This is a genomic window from Paraburkholderia sediminicola (genome assembly GCF_046030555.1).
Classification (GTDB): Bacteria; Pseudomonadota; Gammaproteobacteria; order Burkholderiales; family Burkholderiaceae; genus Paraburkholderia; species Paraburkholderia sediminicola_E.
The window spans coordinates 113,679-131,959 of the sequence record NZ_JAQQCH010000015.1 but is presented as its reverse complement, the minus strand read 5'-3'; the positions used below and the strand labels follow the sequence as shown (position 1 = coordinate 131,959).

Below are 18,281 nucleotides of genomic sequence, written 5' to 3'. Positions count from 1 at the left end.
TTCACGCAATCTGCTCCGTTGTTCAGGAGCGGACTGCGTGCGCGCGGAAAAAAGAGAGATCGCCATTCAGGCGACTTGAGATAGACGATCCAACCGAGCTATAAAACGATGAAAAAGCAATTGATTGCCGCACCCCTCCTGTTGTCCTTCGCCGGCATCGCGGCCGCGCAGAGTTCCGTCATGCTGTACGGCATCGTCGATGCGGGTATCACGTATCGCAGCAACGAGCGCACCGGTTCCCCTGGCGCTTACACGGGGCACTCGAACGTCGCGCTGACCAGCGGCAACCTCTCCGGCAGCCGCTTCGGCATCAAGGGCCAGGAAGACCTCGGCGGCGGCTGGAATGCATTGTTCCAGCTTGAAGACGGCTTCGACATCACGAACGGCAAAACCGGCCAGAACGGCGGACTATTCGGACGTCAGGCGTTCGTCGGCATCGGCAGCCAGCAATACGGCACGGTCACGCTCGGCCGTCAGTACACGTCGCTGAACGACTTCGTCGCACCCGTTGCCCCGGTCGCGATGGTCGGCGGCTACGGCGCGCATCCGGGCGACATCGACGATCTCGATCAGACCGCGCGCGTCAATAACTCGATCAAGTACACGAGCGCGAACTACTCGGGCTTTACGTTCGGTGCGCTCTACGGCTTCGGCGGTCAACCGGGCAGCCTGAAACAGCAGAACACGTGGAGCGTGGGCGCGGCATACGGCAACGGTCCGCTGCATGTGGGCGTCGGCTACGAGCGTTCGGATAACAGCAAGAGCGGGACGAAAGACTCGACGGCCGGCAAGTGGAACGGCACGGACGACGGCCTGTTCAATTCATCGATCAATGAAGGCTACGCGAGCGCGCAATCGCAACAGATCATTGCGGCGGGCGCGACGTACAATTTCGGCCCGGCCATCGTCGGGGTGAACTACAGCAACGTGCAATACCGCTCGGGCGCCGATGCGTTGTTCAACGGGCATGCCACGTTCAACGTCGCCGGCGTATTCGGGCAGTGGACGATCCGGCCGGCCGTGCAACTGTTCGCGGGTTATAGCTACACGCGCGGCGGTGAAGTGGAAGGTGTGGATGAGCGCGCGCAATATCACAACGTGACGCTCGGCGCGCAGTACAACATGTCCAAGCGTTCCACGGTCTATCTGATGGGCGGCTATCAGCACGCGTCCGGTGTCACGCTGGATGCGCTCGGCAATCCGGTCGCGGCGACCGCCTCGGTCAGCGACAAGGGCAACAGCCACTCGTCGGATGCGCAGTCTCAGGCTATCGTCAGCATCGGCTTGCGGCACCGGTTCTGATGAGTTGGAGCGGCGCTGGAGCGGTTGGCCGGCGCCGTTGTACTGGAATTTGTGCACGGCGCGCGGGGATGGCTGACCGCTGTTCAGAGCGACTGTGCAGCCCGGCAGTAGATCGATGAGCAAGCGACCGTGGTGATTCGCTCGCCTCTGCCGCTCAGTGCTGTTGCTGGACCGCGTTGATCATCTCAAGATGACGCGCTTCTGTCTCCTCGTCCGCGGGGAACATGCATTCGATACGCAGTTCCTGCGCAGCGACGGTTTGCGGCGTGCCGACAGTGGCAACCATTGAAAAGTAGTTCAGGACTTTGCCGTCCTTGACGAAGCCAATAGGGATCACCGGCATCGCTGCCGACGTGGGCCCAGCTCCCGAGATACGCTGAGCAGATTTCAAGTCAGTTTGCACATCCGGATAAGCGCGCAACGCGGCAAGCAACTCATGTGTCTGATCGTCGACCACGCGGCCGACCGACTCCCGATAGACACGCTGAATCAGGCTGTTCGACACCGCGGGCCAATCGGCAACGAACGGACGCATTCCATCCGGATCGAAAATCAGATGCAGCATGTTGCGCGGCCCGGTACGCGCCGCCATATCGATGAAGCAATTGAAAAAAAGCGGCGTGGATTCGTTGGTCATCAGCACGTTCCAGTAGCGATCCATGACGAGCGCCGGAAACGGCTCGTGTTGCCGCAACATTCGCCCAAGCGCGTTGCTGACGCTCTGCATTTCCTGGGCGCTCCAGGCACTGTCGGCGTACATCGGCGCATAGCCCGCTGCCAGTAGCAACGTGTTGCGTTCGCGTAGCGGAATGTCGAGCGTCTGGGCGATATCCATCAGCATCTGCCGACTCGGCACACTGCGTCCGCTTTCGATAAAACTGATGTGCCGCTGCGAGACGCCCGCGTTGAACGACAGGTCCAACTGGCTGATGCCACGCATGTCTCGCCAGTGACGCAATAACGCGCCGAGTTCGTTCGGCGGCGCCTTCCTTTCGGGATTCGCAGGATTCATCGGTCTCATATCCGCGGGTTGATACAGATAAGGTTCAGTGACCGGGGGCGCCGGAGCATGGCCGGTGCCCGGCGCCAACCGGTCGTTCGAACCGCGCCGGTCAGCATACTCCCTGTTGCTGAGCGGCTATTCCGAATGAGGCCTAAGCGGTCCAGACATAGTCCTGGAACGGCGCTTCCACCGGAGGCTTCGTAATGTTGCCAGCGTAGTTCGTAATCGTCGATGCGGCGAGTACCGCGAGGACCTCGAGTACCTGATCCTGACGGAAGCCGGCCTCGATAAACTGGCTCACGTCCTTGTCATCCAGATGTCCACGCTTCTCGATCGCCGTTTTCGTCAGGGTCGAGAGCGCCGCATGCTTGCGATCGGCAGGCGCGTGGCCTTCGCGAATAGCGTTGACGTCGGCAGGTGACAGTCCCTCTTTCAGCGCGAGCGCGGTGTGAAACGCAACCGCCCACGAACAGGCATTCGTTACGGCGTTGGTCAGCAATAGCGTCTGAATCTCCGCTTCTGTAAAGGTACCGGCATGAACTTTCTGGAAAATGCCGATGAAGCCGCCGATCAGTACCGGCGATTCAGCCATGGCTCCCGCGATGTTGGGGATAAGGCCGAAGTTTTGCTGGAGTTGCCGAAGCACCGGCCTGGATTGTTCGGGTGCGGATTCAATGGTATGGATATGAAACGTGGGCATGATGTGTCCTCGATCGTGAGCGCCGCTCGGGATGAGTTGCGCGATGACCGAAGATTAGGCGTGAGCGAGCGGCTCGCCAATTACCTCGGATGTAATAGCCTTGAGTAAGCGGTATCCGGGCATACAACTGTCCGGCCTTCTTTCTGCTCGTGCCTTTCTGTTCGTGCAGTCTGACACGCGACCGTTTACGAAAGAACATTCGAATAGGTGGCCGTGATATCCCATGCGCTATTGAGCGTGGTGAGACGCCTGACGTGTCACTATACTTGACGGCATCGAATGAGTAGAAACCCATGAACGAGACTACCCAGCACGCAATCGTCCAAACGCTGCGCGAGAGAATTCTGGCGGGCGAGCTTTCGCCTGGGCAACGCCTTGTGGAAGCACAGCTCGCGCAATGGCTCGGCGTGTCGCGCACGCCGCTGCGCTATGCGCTCAGTGTCCTGTCTTCGGAGGGATTGCTCGACCGCTCAGGAGGTCGAGGCTATGTGGTGCGGCGCTTCAGCGTGAGAGACGTGCTCAACGCCATCGACGTGCGCGGCGTACTCGAAGGACTCGCCGCCCGCTCCGTCGCCGAAAGCGGTGTGGGCCTGGCGCTGGCAGCTTCTCTCGACGACTGCCTGCGTGAAGGCGACGATATCTTCAACAAAGGGCATCTGAAGAAAGACGACGACGTGCGCTATGCGGAGATGAATGGGCGTTTTCACGCGCTGATCATCGACGCGGCCCAGAACATGGCCGTCAGCGCCGCGTTGAGCCTGAACGACAAAATTCCCTTCGTCTCGCCCTCCACGATCGCCTTCGACGAGTCCGCGCGGGAACGCCAGTTCATGATGCTCAGCTACGCGCATCGCCAGTACCATGCGATCGCCGACGCCTTGAAGAAGGGAGAAGGCGCGCGGGTGGAGGCGTTGATGAAAGAACATACCCACATATCGAAGGAAAGCCTGAACCTGTCGCTTCCGGCGCTGCATCTGATCGCCGGCGCAGCATGAGAACAGCGCGGGTGGTTCATGCCCAACCCGAGCGCTCACACAGGTAATGTGTCCAATGTCACTGCGCGCCTGCCCGCATGGCCCGATACTCGCGTCGCACGATATCCATCAGTTCCTCTACCGAGGTACTGGCCGCCTCTCTCTGATACGTCACACGCCCGCGCTGCATCAGCATCACACGATCCGCGATGTCGAGCGTCTGCGCATAGTTGTGCATGATCATCACGATAGACAGCCCACCTTTCTCCTTGAGTCGCAGGATCAGATCGATGATCAATCCAGCCTCACGGGCGCCCATTGCAGCGAGTGGTTCGTCAAGCAGGAGTATTCGCGCATTCGAGTTCACCGCGCGCGCGACCGCGATAGCCTGCCGCTGTCCACCGGAAAGCTGCTCGACCGGCAGGTCCACTGAAGGGACATGTACGCCGATTTCTTCAAGACACTCCGCGGCGCGATTGCGCATCGCGCGGTTGTTCAACAAACGAAACGGCCCCCGGTGGATGATCTCCCGGTTCAGGAACATGTTGTGATAAATACTCAGCGAGTTGGCAAGCGCCAGATCCTGGTAGACACATTCAATACCGAGTGAACGCGCGTGGTCCACCGAACGAAGCATGGTTTCTTCGCCGCCTACAAAAAGCTTGCCGCTTGTCTGCTGATGAAACCCCGTCAAAATCTTGATCAGTGTCGACTTGCCGGCGCCATTGTCGCCAAGTACCCCGAGAATCTCGCCCTGCTTTAGCGTGAGCGACACGCCATCAAGCGCCGTGACCGCGCCGAAACGTTTGACAATATCTTCACCGCGCAGCGCCTCCACCGCCTCTGACATCACAACTCTCCTTTGCGCGCGAGACGAACCACGTGGATGTTGAAGATCATGGCGCCAAGAATGGCCGCGCCGAGAATCATGTTGAAGGTGAAGGCATTGATGCCGATCAGTGTGAAGCCGTCGTTGAGAATGCCCAGCACCGCCGCACCGATCAGCCCACCAATGATCGTTCCCGATCCACCGGCGAGGGGCGTGCCGCCAATCACGGCGGCGGCAACCGCAAGGAACATGATCTGGTTGCCGCCCGCTTGCGGATCGATCGACGTTATGCGGAAACCTTCCAGGATCCCGGTAAAGCCGGCAAGCAAAGCGGCAATGATGAAGTTGCCGAGTTTCAGGCGTCTAACCTGTATGCCCGCTTCGCTTGCGCCAAGCTGATTCGCGCCTGACGCGATCGTATGCAATCCCCAGCGGGTATGACGAAGCAGCACATGCATGACGGCGGCGATAGCGAGCGTCCAGATGATCTCGCTGTAGCCCCACCCACCCATGAAGGCCGAAAAAACGGAATCCTCCGGCGGCGAAACCGGGGTGCCCCGAGAGATCGTCAGCGTGAGGCCGTTGACGAAGAACAACGTACCCAGCGTCGTCACAAACGACGGGATGCGCAGGTACACCGTGACCGCGCCATTGATCAGCCCGACCAGACCAGCTGCGATAACGCCGGCGAGCATCGCAAGCCACGGCGGCAAGCCTGCCTCGATCGCAAAATACATGATGAAAGGCGCAAACGCGAAGACCATTCCGGCGGAAAGATCGATCTCCCCACCGATCATCAGCATGATTTCGCCAAACGCAATGATTGCCACGGGGGCGATGAATTGCGAAAGATTCTGGAGGCTCGCGCTGCTCAGCAGGAAGTCATGGTTGACTGTCTCAAAGTAGATGCTGAGGATCAGCGCAACCGCGAAGATGCGCATCTCGCTGGAACGCCCGAGCGCGCCTGACCAGCGCCTCGGGTGCCTGACGGGTTGTTCGGTCTGCGTCACGGGAGACGTCACCCTTTGATCGCCCCCGTGCGCGGCACGATCTGGGCTTTCGTGCTCTTGCCTTCATAGCGCGTCGACGTGCTCAGGTAGGGATCGACCGTGCCCTTGGTGACGAACTTCAGGCCCGTGTTGATATTGGCCGGTCCAACGAGCCCACCGGAGGCGAGAAAGGTGAACGCTTCGAGCACGGTATAAAAGCCCTGAACATAAGGCTGCTGATCGATTGTGAAGTCGAGGAAGCCTTCGTGAATCAGATCGACCGTGCGTGGCAACAGATCGAAGCCACCGCCGTGAACACCTTTGGAAGGTAGATTGGACTCCTTCATCACCTCGGCCACGCCCTGGGTACTGCCCGCGTCGACCGCGAACATGCCCTTGAGATCCTGGTGGCCGAGAAAGAACGATTTGATCTTCGATAGCTCTTCGTTGACGGTCGCGCCGGTCGCGATGGTTTGCACGTCGATCTTCTTGCCCGATTTCTTGATGGCCGCCGCCGCCCCATCAAGCCGCGGCTGTATGTTGAGCTGGCCAGGTGTGGCGATGAAGAGCGCGACGAGACCGCTGTCGATGAGACTCACGATACGTTCGCCCATCTGATAGCCAGACAGGTACAGATCCTGGCCGATATAGGCGAGGCGCGGATTCGTCGAACCCGAGGGCGCGTCGGCGTTATAGGCGAACACGGGAATGCCGGCGTCGAGCGCGGCCTGGATCGGTTTGTCGAATGCCTTGGGGTCAACAATCGGTACAGCGATTGCGTCCGCTTTTCCGGCAATCGCGGCGTTCACTGCATTCACCATTTCGCCGATATCGGCATTGGCCGAGCCGGTCCATTGATAGTCCATTCCCAGCAACGCGGTCGCGTCCTGAATGCCGTATTGCGTCGGAACGAAAAACGGATTCGTTGTGACGTGGTTGACGAATACGATCTTCCAACGCTTGTGCCCCGGAAACGAACCCGCTTCTGCCGCCTGCGCCGGCGTGATCACACCGCCCAATAGCGCCAGCGCTGCGGCCAGGCCAGCGCCTTGCAGCAAACCGCGGCGCATCCCCTGCACTTCATCCTTGTCTTCCTGCTCGTGCGCCATCTCACTCTCCGTCTCTCAGTTGTTTAACACTTCACTGTGCATGACGGCGCAGGCCGGAAAAGCACCAGAGCCGGGTTTCACACCATCACGAAGCCCGCGTGCACGCGCGTACACATGACGACCCTGCAGAAAATGCTATATCACGGCACTTTTACCTACTAATCGATGTATACCCTTAACTAGTCGGACTAATTAATTCCGGCGCCGCAGTGAAGCTTTCTGTAATCAACGTCAGCAGTACGGCGTGATGCAATGCTGGCATGGGCCCGACTCAACGAACACCGTTCCTCCGCTATCGATACGATCCACACTATGCGCCGCTTTAATAGTATTACTATCAAAGCAGCTTCATGGAGTAAACAGATAGGAAGACTGGAAAGCCCACGCTACGGTCCGCTCAATGGTTCGGTTCAGCCGACAAGAACGGCTTCATGTACCGAAGCTGGATGAAGAACCAGGGCATTCCCGATCACGAGTTTCACGGCAAACCAATTATTGGGATTTTCAATACGTGGTCCGAATTGACACCGTGTAATGCGCACTTTCGAAAGCTCGCCGAACACGTGAAGCGCGGCGTGCTGGACGTGCCGCGCCATTCACATTGAGCAGCGCAGACTCTGCCGCAGTTTCGGAAGAGGATTACGCCGGATACTGGGTCACGGTTTCCAGCACGCTCTCGGCGTCCGCGCGCGCATTGTCGAGTTGGACCAGACTTGCATGTCGCGCGCCGAGCGGATCACGGCTCTGGATCGCGGTGAGAATCGCCTTGTGACGCGGCAACGAAAGCGCGTGCGTGTGGGGATGACGACTCGTCAGCTTGATAGATTCCGACAGGGCGAGAGACAGCATGTTGCCGATGTAGGCCAGCAGGTCGTTGTGGGTGGCCGCCATGATGGCGCGGTGAAACTCGAGATCGGGATCCAGTAGCGCGCTTGCGGTCTCCGCGCGCTCCATCTGGTCATAAGCCGACGCAATACGCGCAAGATCGTCGCTTGTCGCCGCGGTGGCGGCGAGTGCGGCCGCAGCCGGTTCGATCACGCGGCGCACCGTCAGGAGCGAACCGAAAAACTCGCCTTCCGGAACGCTGTTGATCGTCCAGTACAGGACATCCGGGTCAAGCATGTGCCACTCCGCACGCGGCTTCACGACACTGCCGACGCGCGGTTTCGACACCACCAGCCCTTTCGCCACGAGCACGCGGGTGGCCTCGCGCAGTACCGGGCGACTCACGCCGTAGCGCTCACACAGGACGGTCTCGGCAGGCAGGCGCTGACCCGGCTCTACCTTGCCGCTCACGATATCCATGCCGAGTTCCCGCACGATGCGACCATGCAGGCTCTTGCGCTGTTGCAGATGACGGTAGTCCATGATCAGCGATCGAGGTCGTGCCCGGCTCAGTCTTGTGCCGACCGGTGCATATTCCGGAAGGTACTTGCCTTGTCGTCAACACGGATGCAGGTGTGTTTCGTGGAGATCCGTTGTCGATTCAAGCATAGCACGCGACATCGGGGATCTAACGGGTCAATGCACCACACCGAAGATCGCGCTGACAGCGTCCGCAGGTGTCAGTCCTACGTTGAAATAGCCTTCCAGCCTCAATGCGGTTGCGTCATCGAGTACTGCTTGCGGATCGCGGCGAGAAGAATGTCGGGGTCGCTGTCCTTCGTCACATAGCCCGTCGCGCCGGCTCGCAGCCGATCGAGCACCTCCGAACCCTGTGCGGCCTCGGCGACGACGACGACGCCGCTCGTCGTCGCGATGATCTGTTTCAGACCGCCGCGCACGATCGCGTGGTCATCGGCGATCAGGACGTTAATCATGATGGTTACCGCCTGCGAGCGGAATGTGAATGGAAATGGCTGTACCCATCCCCTGCGCACTGTCGATCGTCATCGCTCCACCAATCAGGCGGGCGCGCTCCTGCATGCCGAGCAGACCGTATGAATAACCTGCGCGCGCCGTGGCCGGATCAAAACCGCAGCCATCGTCGCTCACGTGGAGGTCGAGCGTCGTCGCGGTACTAGTCAGCGTCACGTCGACCCGCGCCGCATTCGCATGACGCCCAACGTTGGTCAGCGAAGCCTGAACAATGCGGAACACGGCGGTAGCGTAGGCATCCGGCAGCACCGGCTCGCCGCCATTGATGTGCAACTGGCACGGAATGCTGTTGCGCCGCGCGAAGTCCTCGACCAGCCACTCCAGCGCCGAAACGATCCCGAAGTTCAGCGCCACCGGCCGCAGATGGTTGGCGACATTGCGAACCATCCAGATCGTTTTCTCGACGAGTTCGCGCATGTCGTCCGCCTTGCGCATTGCGTCGGGATCCGCGCCGAGGCGCATCTTCAGCAGCGAAACGTCCATCTTCAGGGCCGTCAGCAGTTGCCCCAGTTCGTCGTGAACTTCCATCGCGATGCGCTTGCGTTCCTCTTCGCGAATCGCCTCCATATACGCGGACAATTCACGCAACTGATTGCGCGACTCGAACAATTCCTGCTCGATATGCTTGCGCGCCGTGATGTCGTTCAGGCCAACGTAGATCGCGGGGCCGTCGCCAAAGGTCGCCACGCGCGCGGTCGCCATGGCCCAGAACTCGGTGCCGTCCGCTCGCCGCATGTGGACTTCGCTGTTGTTGAAGCTCCCCTCCTTGCACAGATGAGACAGCAGCCGGTCACGGTCGCCGGGATCCACATAAAATTCGACGATGTTGGTCAGCATGCCCGTGCGCGCATTGAGACCGAACAGATCCCGCAGCGGTTCGTTCGCGTACAGGATATTTCCTTCGGGCATCGACGTGATGCACAGCGGTATCGGGCTCGTCTCGACAATGGTACGAAAGCGCGCTTCGCTCGACTGCAGTTTTGCTTCGGCCCGGCGGCGCTCATCGACCTGCGCAGACAGCCGGGCATTCGACTCCGCCAACTGCCTCGTGCGCTTATCGACCCGCTGTTCGAGTTCATCGCGCACGCGCGACAAGGCGGCCTCGGCCTGCTGGCGTACCGACACTTCGCTCAGAAGCTGCTGGTTCTGCGCGACAAGTTGCCGATGCATCACACGCAGGGCCAGGTGGGTCTCGATCCGGGCCATCATTTCATTGACACGCACTGGCTTGGTCACATAATCGACGCCACCGGCCGAAAAACCCTCGATCATGTCTTCGCTGCCCGTCAACGACGTCATGAAAATCACCGCGATGTCACGGGTGCGCTCATCCGCCTTGAGCCGCCTGCAGGTCTCGAAGCCGTCGATTCCGGGCATCTTCACGTCGAGCAGGATCAGGTCCGGTTGCGAAAACAGCGCGCGCGCGAGCGCCTCCTCGCCATCGAGCGCAACAAGCACCCGATAGCCGCGCGCCATCAGGCTGTCGACAACCACCCCGAAATTCGCTGGCGTGTCATCCGCAATGAGGATCGTCGGACCTTCGCCGGCAGGTGTGTTCGGATCGCTCATGGCTCAGGCTCACATTTCAAATGTCGTTCAATCATCCTCGCGAGCGCTATGGTTCTGGTCTCGTCTATTCTGCACGCGTTACGGAACCGGGAGTATGCGCCGCAGAGTCAGGAAGCCCGGAATATGGAGTAAGGAAATCCTGAATACGGGCCGGCCGCCGCGGTCATTTCGGACAGGCGGCCAGTAGCGGCCTTCCACCTCAGGCCCCGAAAGCGCGGTACGACGGGTACGGCAACCACGCCGCCTTGCGCCCGAATCAGAACAAATGATGGATCCCGCTCAGAAACACAGTCTGCCTTCCACCTGACGCCGCGCCGATCCCGAGCGTATTCGCCACCGCCCCACCACTCGCCGTCTCGAACATCAGGTCCGCGTAAAGTTGCGTCGCTTTCGACAGCGAATACACGTTCGCCACGGTGAATTGAGTCCAGCGACGCCCGGCGAGTGCCGCGGTCCACGCGCCCGCCGCGATCTCCTCCGCTGGCGTCAAACGCACGTTTACGCCGCCGTCGACGGTGCGAAAATGCTCGCTGCCGCCGTCCGACTGAATCCGCAGATCCGTTGCGAGCGCATGCAGCGTCACGCGTTCAAAGCGATACGATCCGCCAATGCCCATGTCACGCACCTGTTTCGCGTTGAAGCTTGCGCCGGGCGCGAGCGCCTGTCCTTCGAACGAAGTCAGGCCGAGTCCATTGGAAAGCGGCAGCAAACGGTCACGGTATTCGGAATACACCGCCACCAGTTTGAGCGGCCCGTTCGTGTAGTTAGCGCCGAAACTGATGGTCCGCCCGTTGGTGTTGCTAGCCGACGCGCCGGGGAATCCGTAAAGCGCGCCAAAGCTCAGTCCACTGTAGTTCACGCTCTTCCATTTCGCCGTGCTCGACAACTGCACCGGCAAGGTGCTGCCGAGGCCATCGAGATTGCCGGGATGAAACGCGGAGAAGTCCCCGAGCAGTTGACCGGTCGATACCGAGCCGAGCCAATCGAAATTCCAGTCGGTCTGACGGCCGAACGTCACGGTGCCAAACGTCGGATCGGACACGCCGACGTAAGCCTGGCGATTAAAGAAGGTCGTGGTGCTGGCCGACACGCCGGTCGTTGTGACAAAGCCGCTCTCGAGCCGGAACACGACCGACCTGCCCACGCCGATATCTTCGACACCCTGGAAGCCGAAGCGGTCGGCTTGCAGCGTACCCTGCTCCGCAATATAAGCATGCGCGCCATGCAGATTGCTCACATAACCGACACCCGCGTCGAGACTTCCATATAGCGTGACACTGCTCTGGGCGCTGGCCGTCGTGGAAACGACAGGCGCAGCCAGGCACGCGACGACCGTCGCGTGGAAAGCGAAATTGGTTTTCATGGTGTATGGGTTGAAGCGTTCGAGGAAGGACTGGGGGGGCGTTGGTTCAAGCCCAATGAAGCTCGATCAGATGCAATAAAGACGGACATCAGGTTGTCTGGATCTTCTCCGCGGACCTGAGACGCCATGTGCCGAAAAACAGATTGACGACGATGGCGGTGAGCGTCCCCGCCGCCATGCCGTTGCCCAATACGATCTGCGCATAGCCGGGGAACGATGCATACACGTTCGGGACCAGAACCGGTATCAGCCCCACAACGAGCGCGGCGGCGAGCGTGTACTGATTGCCGCGCGCGTGCAGGTCGACCTTGCCGAGCAGATTGACACCCATCACGCCGATCATCGCGAACACGATCAGCGCTGTGCCGCCCACCACCGGTGCGGGAATCGCGTAGGCGAAGCGTCCGAGCGGCGCCAACAGTGCAATAACCATCAGCATCGCACCGGCCGTCGCGGTCACATAGCGCGAGCGCACGCCGGTGGTCTGCACGACGCCGATATTCTCCGCGCTCGTGATGATGAGCGACGTGCCCAGCAGCGAACCGAGCAACGACGCCACCGCATCGCCGCGAATGGTCCTTGGCACATCGCGGCGCATGTCGATCTTCCTGCCGGTGATCTCCCCCACAGCAACCGTCTGCCCCGTTGCCTCGGCCATCGAGATGACGCTGAAAATCAGCATCGGCAGCGCGGCGAGCAGGTCGAAGCGCGGCATGCCGAAGGGCAGCAGCGTCGGCAGTGTGAAGAGCGGACCGCTCCACATGCCGCCAGCCGGCATCAGCCCGATTGCCCAGCCCGCGCCCGTGCCGATCGCGAGGCCGATCAGCACGGCAAGCCGCCCCGCCGTGCCAGTGAACAACCGCGCCACGGCCAGGGTAGCCACGATCGTGAGCAGCGCGAGGCCAAGCGACTGCGGCTGCGCGAAGCCCGGCGTTCCGGGCTGGCCGACGATGATGCCGGCGTAGATCTTGATGAGACTCACCGATACCAGCAGCAGCATCGTTCCCACCACTACACGCGGGAAAAACCGCAGGCAGCGCGCGAATACCGGCAGGATGAGCCAGTAGAACAGGCTGGTGAGGATCGCCGCGCCCGCAGCGGTGCGCAGATCCGTCTGCGTGGCGATGACGGCGAAGAGCATGGCGGGCGCGCCGCCCGGCACCATGACGAACGGCAGCCGTGAACCGACCGGCCCCACCCCGAGCGATTGCAGCAGGGTGCCCGCGCCGCAGGCAAAGAAGGTCGCGCCGATCAGATGCACGGTCATGTCTGACGAAAGCGACAACATCCTCGACACCAGAAAAACCGCGGTGACGGGCGACGCCGCCATCGACAGGACATGCTGCAAGCCGAACAGCACGAGTTGCCACGCAGGCAGGCGTGCATCGACACTATGTGTGGCTGGGTCTGGATTCACGTTACCCCCGAGGGATCGAAAACGCGGCGTTCAGGCGCGCAGCCACGGCAATTGCTCGCGGCTGTAGCGGAAGGTCTGGAAGACGCTGTTCAACTGGCCGGGGCCGGTTTTGCGCGCCGCTTCGTCCGGGTACTCGCCGAACCAGGGAATCACGTATTCCCACACCACCTCGCCGGCGGGCGTCACTTCGAAGAGGCGCCCCGTCGCGGACTCGGTGATGTGCGTGTTGCCGTTGGCGAGTCGTTGCGCGTTGCCCATGAAAGCGCTGTAGAACGCATTCACCATGTCGTCGGCGTACGACCATACGACTTCATTGTTCGACGGATCGATTTCGAGCACACGCGAGAACACCACGTGCGCGCCGGTGCGGAAATTGCCGTTGTCGAACGTGAGAATGTTGCCGTTGGCGAGTGCCACGGGTGCGTGCTGGTGCGACACCACGCTCGGCGGAATGTGCATCGTGACCCCGCCGGTCTTGCGGTCGACGGCGATAATGCCCGACGTGGTGCGCAAACTCATCAGCACCTCACCTTTCGCATTCACGCCGAGCCCGTTCACGAGCGGCCAGTGATAGCGGCCGAAGCCGGCTGCGATCGGAAAGTCCTTGGGATTGAGGTGTTCCCACGCCTTCCATTCCCATACCAGCTCGCCGGCGCGGTTCACTTCGCGGATCACGTCAGCGTACATGACTTCCTCGGGGCCGTGCGCCGTGCCGCCTGGTACGCGGTCGGCAAATCCCGCCGGCACCGGCGCGCACGCGGCGTAAAGCAGATTGCCGTTGGCGAGCCACTGCGCGTCATGGTGATGCGCGGGATCTTCGTAATGCCAGACCACCTCGCCTTCAGGCGTAACTTCAGAGAAATCGCCGCCATGCCACATCGACCACGGCGCGTAACGGTTTTCCGATTTTGCGTGGTTGCCGTTGTAGCCGAGATTGCCGTTGGGAAGAATCACCGCGTGGCGTCCGGCCCGCACGGGCATCTTCCATTCGTGAACCACAACGCCCTCCATGTCGATGAGATAGACATGGCCGCCCGCCGTTTGCGGCGCAATCAACGTGTAGCCGCCGGCCGAAGCCTTCGGGTCATAAGCGATGAGGCCGACGCCGCGGCGCCGTTGGGTAATTTGATCGACTGTTGTGGTCACGGTTCGCTCCGTTAAGATGATGAAGCGAAATCTAGGCTATCCGCCCTGTCAATAAAACCTGATTATTCTTAACGGCCCGTATGGAAAAACCATACGCTCGATTTATGCGTCCAATATCGCAGACATTCCGTTGTTTCGACGAGGTAGTCAGGCGCGGTTCGATCCGCAAGGCGGCAGAATCGCTGCACCTCACCGCAGCCGCGGTGCACCAGCAAATCCTCAACCTGGAAGAGCAGGTCGGCTCGCCGCTTTTCGACCGTTTGCCGCGCGGCATGCAACTCACCACGGCCGGCGAAATCATCATTGCTGCAGTGCGGCGCGGGCAACGCGATTTCGATAACGCGATGACTCAGGTGGAAGATCTGCGCTCGCTGCGTCGCGGGCATATCAACCTGGCGGTGTCGCCTTCCTCCGCCGAGCAGTTGGTGCCCGAAGCGATTCAGGCGGCCATGAAAAGCTATCCGGGGGTGACGTACAGCGTGCGCTCGGGCAATGGCGAGAGCATCCTCAAGTGGGTGGAGACCGGCGAAGCCGACATCGGCTATGGCCTGCGCCGCAAGCCGCCGCCCGGCGTCGTGGAAGTGCGCGCCTTCTCGCAGCATCTCGGGCTCGTCACGGCGCCCCGCCATCCACTGACGAAGCTCGGCAAGCGGCCACGGCTGCGGGACTGTCTCGACTATCCACTCATCCTCATGACACCGGATACGGAGTTACGGGCCATGGTGGATCAGATCGACCACCGGGAACAGCGCAAGGCACGTTCGCTGGTGGAGACCAGTTCGGTTTCGATGGTGCGCCGGCTCGTGGCGAACGATGTCGGTATCGGCTTCCTGATTGCGGAGAATGTAGCGGAGGACGTGACACTGCAGAAGCTCGCGTGGACTCCGCTCGCCGACGCCGGTGCAAAGTCGTTCAGTTGCCTCTATCAACGCTCGGACCTGACCACGACCGTCGCGATGAGCATGTTCCTGCAGTTCCTCGGCCACGCGATCGAGGCGACCGAGAGCCAGTTCCACACCCCGACGCAAGCGGGCCGCAAGCGTGTGCAACGGGTTAAATGAGGAATCCGAATAAATCAGGTTCGGCCCGAACCGCTTTTGACCTGGGGCACGGCGCTATACTTTTGCTTCCCTCACAGCAGCATGACTTACAACGTCACCATGGACCACGTCACCTTCCGGACCGCGGCATTCGCCGATCTTCCCGCCATCATCGGCCTGCTAGCGGACGATAAGCTCGGCAGTCAACGCGAGACGATCAGTCACCCGCCGGACGAGCGATATGTTGCCGCGTTCAAGGCCATCGAAGCGGACTCGAATCAGCAGCTCGTTGTTGCCGTCGACGGCGAGACCGTGATCGGCACACTGCAACTGTCGTTCATCCCGGGTATCGCTCGCCGAGGTGCATGGCGCGGCCAGATCGAAGCCGTTCGGATCGCCGCGGCCTATCGCAGTACAGGCATCGGCCAGCACATGTTCGAGTGGGCCATTGCGGCGTGTCAATCACGCGGCTGCGCAATCGTGCAACTCACCACCGACAAAGGTCGTCCGGACGCACACCGCTTCTATGAAAAACTCGGCTTCGTGGCCAGCCACGAGGGTTACAAGATCATTTTTTAGCGGTGCAGAGTTCGACGGCATGGTCGGCGGAAAATCGCTCCATGCACGCCTGCCGCACTCTTTCCACGGTCACGGACCAGCCTTCGCCCGGCGCCCGGCGGAACAGCCGCAGCGTGTGCGGATACCAGGGCGAATCGCTGCGCTCGTGCATCCAGCGCCAGTCGATGTCTTTCTCCGGCAACATCACCCAGCACGGTTTGCCCAGCGACGCGGCCAGATGCGCCGTGGACGTATCCACGCAAATCACCAGATCGAGCTGCTCGATGATCGCGGCGCTGTCCGCGAAATCGTTCACCGCCGAGCCAAGCTCGAGTAGCGGCTGACCGGCGGGCGGGTTTTGCGCCTCATCCTCGCCCTGCCCTTTTTGCAGACTTACGAAGCTCAGGCCCGGCACGCGCCAGAGCGGCGCGAGCGTGGCGAGCGTGGGGATCGACCGGTTCGCGTCGTTATGGTGTTTCGAATTGCCCTTCCAGACCAGTCCGATTTTGCGGCCGGGCGGCAGCGTCTTGAGCATCGGCTGCCACTTTTCGACGAGCGACGGCTCGACCGTGAGTCGAACCGGGCGCGGAATCGTCTCGACAGTCGTGCGCAAGTGGAGCGGCGCGCTCAACAGGCTCGTCCAGCAGTCGTAGGTGGACGCGACCACGCGAACCGTCGCCGTGTCGTGATCGAGCACGGCATCGACACCGTCCACTGAAGCCATCAACCGGTGCAAAGCGGGCACGCACGCAAAGGCGATATGCGCGGCCCCTTGCGCCTTGAGCAAGGCGAAGTAGCGGCTGAACTGGACCATATCGCCGAGCCCGTCTTCCTGCCAGACCAGCAAGGATTTGCCAGCGAGCGTGTCACCCTGCCACTGCGGACAGTTCAACATCGCGCGCGTCTTGTGATGCACGAAACCGGGCTGGTCGTAGCGGCACTCGTACAGGCGCCAGCCCTCTTCAAAGCGGCCCATGCCGAGCACCATCACGGCCAGACCGAATCTGGCATCGCCGTAATCGGGACGTAATGCAAGCGCCCGGAGGTAAGCGGCTTCGGCTTCAGGCAGCCGCCTGAGTTGCGCCAGCGCGGTCCCGACGTTGTAGTGCGCCTCGGCCAGATCGGGACGAAGCGCGAGCGCCTGTGCGAAGGCCTCGATGGCTTCGGGCAAACGGTCGAGCAGACGCAGCACGCAACCCAGGTTGTTGTGCGCGTGGACGATGTCGGGCCGGCAGCGAATCGCCTCCCGGTAGGCCGCTTCGGCCTCGGGCAGACGCTCCATGTTGAACAGCGCGAGGCCGAGGTTGTAATGCGCCTCCGGATAGTCCGGACGATGCGAGATTGCATCCCGGTAAGCCACTTCAGCCTCGGGCAGACGCTTGAGATCCGCCAGCACCGCACCGAGGTTGAGATGCGCCTCCGCGTAATGCGGGCGAATAGCCAGCGCGAGCCGGCAAGCCAACTCGGCTTCGGGCAGACGGTGCGCGGCCTTCAGCACGCCGCCGAGGTTATTGAGCGCCTTCGGATACTGGGGTTTGATGGTCAGCGCCTGCCGGTACGCGGCGTCTGCCTCGGCAACACGGCCGAGTTCCATGAGCACGTTGCCCAGATTGTTGTGCGCCTCGGCGTGGTCGGGCAGCCCAATTAGCGCCAGGCGATAGGACACCTCCGCTTCCTGCAGGCGGCGCAGTTCGTGCAGGACGATGGCCCGGTTGTAGTGCGCCTGGGCATAGTCGGGACGGATCGCGACCGCCTGACGATACGACGCCTCCGCCTCTTCCCGGTATCCCATTCCGTAGAGCACGATGCCGAGATTATTGTGCGCGTCGGCCTGATCGGGCCGCAGCGCGACCAGTTGACGGTAGACCGCTTTGGCCGCCGACAGTTGCCCGAGCGATTTGAGCAGCATGCCGAGACTGCTGTACACCTCGGCGTAGGCGGGTTTTGCGCGCAGGCATTGGCGCCAATAGGTTTCCGCGTCCAACAGCTTGCCCAGCGCGTACGAACAGGCCCCCGCGATGTTCAACGCGTCGGCCCGCGCGTCTTCCGATACGTCGGCGCGCGGTTCGAGGACCGGCTTCACCAGCGACCAGGCTTCGGCGAATTGCCCAGCCGAGCAGAGCGACGCCGCTTGCTGATTAATGTCGGTTATCGAGGATGCGCGCGTCTGCGTGGGTGTCATAAGTCGTAGCTGGGGTCGGCGGCGTTCAGGCCGGGTCAATCGCATGTTTCGCGCCCTGTCGGGCGTTTCGCGTATCCGTGCTTACACGCGGGCATGCCGAAACGCCGACATGGAAAGCCGAACATGTACCACGCAGCTTAAGGGAAACGGTCAGGCGGTACCGCCCGGAAATGAGCGGGTTTCGGGCTTCTAATCCAACGCTATACCCAACGCGATAAGCGG

General features: G+C 61.4%; 15 protein-coding genes and 2 pseudogenes. 5 read left to right on the top strand and 12 right to left on the bottom strand.

What is annotated here, in order from left to right; all coding sequences use genetic code 11:
- Nucleotides 1-108: 108 nt before the first annotated feature.
- Nucleotides 109-1,302: a porin gene (locus PQQ52_RS21785; protein ID WP_408215682.1), complete on the top strand. Its 1,194-nt coding sequence runs from the start codon at nucleotides 109-111 to the stop codon at nucleotides 1,300-1,302.
- A gap of 154 nt (nucleotides 1,303-1,456) precedes the next feature.
- Here PQQ52_RS21785 and PQQ52_RS21780 read toward each other — a convergent pair whose 3' ends face one another.
- Together PQQ52_RS21780 and PQQ52_RS21775 are read right to left on the bottom strand one after the other, a co-directional pair.
- Nucleotides 1,457-2,314 (bottom strand): helix-turn-helix domain-containing protein, encoded by an 858-nt coding sequence (locus PQQ52_RS21780; protein ID WP_408215679.1) that lies wholly within the window; start codon nucleotides 2,312-2,314, stop codon nucleotides 1,457-1,459.
- A gap of 142 nt (nucleotides 2,315-2,456) precedes the next feature.
- On the bottom strand, nucleotides 2,457-3,005 hold the full coding sequence (locus tag PQQ52_RS21775; protein ID WP_408215676.1) for a carboxymuconolactone decarboxylase family protein: 549 nt from the start codon (nucleotides 3,003-3,005) through the stop codon (nucleotides 2,457-2,459).
- Nucleotides 3,006-3,298: 293 nt separating this feature from the next.
- Between PQQ52_RS21775 and PQQ52_RS21770 the strand changes: the two genes are divergently transcribed.
- Entirely contained in the window at nucleotides 3,299-4,000 is a 702-nt protein-coding gene (locus tag PQQ52_RS21770; protein ID WP_408215674.1) for a GntR family transcriptional regulator, read from the top strand.
- A gap of 58 nt (nucleotides 4,001-4,058) precedes the next feature.
- On the opposite strand, the gene PQQ52_RS21765 is transcribed toward PQQ52_RS21770, so the two are convergent.
- Genes PQQ52_RS21765 through PQQ52_RS21755 form a run of 3 tightly spaced genes read right to left on the bottom strand, consistent with a single transcriptional unit; the run spans nucleotide 4,059 to nucleotide 6,906 of the window.
- Nucleotides 4,059-4,829 (bottom strand): ATP-binding cassette domain-containing protein, encoded by a 771-nt coding sequence (locus PQQ52_RS21765; protein ID WP_408215671.1) that lies wholly within the window; start codon nucleotides 4,827-4,829, stop codon nucleotides 4,059-4,061.
- Nucleotides 4,829-5,818, bottom strand: a complete 990-nt coding sequence (locus PQQ52_RS21760) for an ABC transporter permease (RefSeq protein WP_408215669.1) — start codon at nucleotides 5,816-5,818, stop codon at nucleotides 4,829-4,831. The genes PQQ52_RS21765 and PQQ52_RS21760 overlap by 1 nt, the downstream gene beginning before the upstream one ends.
- A gap of 8 nt (nucleotides 5,819-5,826) precedes the next feature.
- A complete protein-coding gene (locus tag PQQ52_RS21755; protein ID WP_408215666.1) occupies nucleotides 5,827-6,906 on the bottom strand; it encodes a sugar ABC transporter substrate-binding protein in 1,080 nt (359 codons plus the stop codon).
- 377 nt (nucleotides 6,907-7,283) lie between these two features.
- On the opposite strand from PQQ52_RS21755, the pseudogene PQQ52_RS21750 reads away from it, so the two are divergent.
- Nucleotides 7,284-7,484, top strand: a pseudogene (locus tag PQQ52_RS21750) (dihydroxy-acid dehydratase domain-containing protein); the annotation flags it as partial.
- Between the two features lie 61 nt (nucleotides 7,485-7,545).
- Here the strand turns inward: PQQ52_RS21750 and PQQ52_RS21745 are convergent.
- The 6 genes and pseudogenes from PQQ52_RS21745 to PQQ52_RS21720 all read right to left on the bottom strand — a co-directional run bounded on the left by PQQ52_RS21745 (nucleotide 7,546) and on the right by PQQ52_RS21720 (nucleotide 14,279).
- The gene (locus tag PQQ52_RS21745; protein ID WP_408215663.1) at nucleotides 7,546-8,274 is read right to left on the bottom strand and encodes a FadR/GntR family transcriptional regulator; all 729 of its coding nucleotides are present in this window, start codon (nucleotides 8,272-8,274) and stop codon (nucleotides 7,546-7,548) included.
- A gap of 254 nt (nucleotides 8,275-8,528) precedes the next feature.
- A pseudogene (locus tag PQQ52_RS21740) lies at nucleotides 8,529-8,726 on the bottom strand (response regulator); the annotation flags it as partial.
- Nucleotides 8,719-10,353 (bottom strand): response regulator, encoded by a 1,635-nt coding sequence (locus tag PQQ52_RS21735; RefSeq protein WP_408215660.1) that lies wholly within the window; start codon nucleotides 10,351-10,353, stop codon nucleotides 8,719-8,721. The gene PQQ52_RS21735 and the pseudogene PQQ52_RS21740, both read right to left, overlap by 8 nt.
- A 256-nt stretch (nucleotides 10,354-10,609) precedes the next feature.
- Nucleotides 10,610-11,716, bottom strand: coding sequence for a porin (locus PQQ52_RS21730; RefSeq protein ID WP_408215658.1), 1,107 nt, complete (start codon nucleotides 11,714-11,716; stop codon nucleotides 10,610-10,612).
- A gap of 88 nt (nucleotides 11,717-11,804) precedes the next feature.
- Nucleotides 11,805-13,133, bottom strand: a complete 1,329-nt coding sequence (locus PQQ52_RS21725; protein WP_408215656.1) for a uracil-xanthine permease family protein — start codon at nucleotides 13,131-13,133, stop codon at nucleotides 11,805-11,807.
- A 30-nt stretch (nucleotides 13,134-13,163) separates the two neighbouring features.
- Nucleotides 13,164-14,279: an aryl-sulfate sulfotransferase gene (locus tag PQQ52_RS21720; protein ID WP_408215653.1), complete on the bottom strand. Its 1,116-nt coding sequence runs from the start codon at nucleotides 14,277-14,279 to the stop codon at nucleotides 13,164-13,166.
- Nucleotides 14,280-14,383: 104 nt separating this feature from the next.
- Here PQQ52_RS21720 and PQQ52_RS21715 point away from each other — a divergent pair, with 104 nt between their 5' ends.
- Both PQQ52_RS21715 and PQQ52_RS21710 read left to right on the top strand, forming a co-directional pair.
- Nucleotides 14,384-15,340: a LysR family transcriptional regulator gene (locus PQQ52_RS21715; RefSeq protein WP_408215651.1), complete on the top strand. Its 957-nt coding sequence runs from the start codon at nucleotides 14,384-14,386 to the stop codon at nucleotides 15,338-15,340.
- Nucleotides 15,341-15,421: 81 nt separating this feature from the next.
- Nucleotides 15,422-15,898, top strand: coding sequence for a GNAT family N-acetyltransferase (locus PQQ52_RS21710; protein ID WP_408215649.1), 477 nt, complete (start codon nucleotides 15,422-15,424; stop codon nucleotides 15,896-15,898).
- Here PQQ52_RS21710 and PQQ52_RS21705 read toward each other — a convergent pair.
- Complete coding sequence (locus PQQ52_RS21705; RefSeq protein ID WP_408215646.1) at nucleotides 15,888-18,059, bottom strand: tetratricopeptide repeat protein; 2,172 nt, start codon at nucleotides 18,057-18,059, stop codon at nucleotides 15,888-15,890. The genes PQQ52_RS21710 and PQQ52_RS21705 overlap by 11 nt on opposite strands.
- Nucleotides 18,060-18,281: the final 222 nt, after the last annotated feature.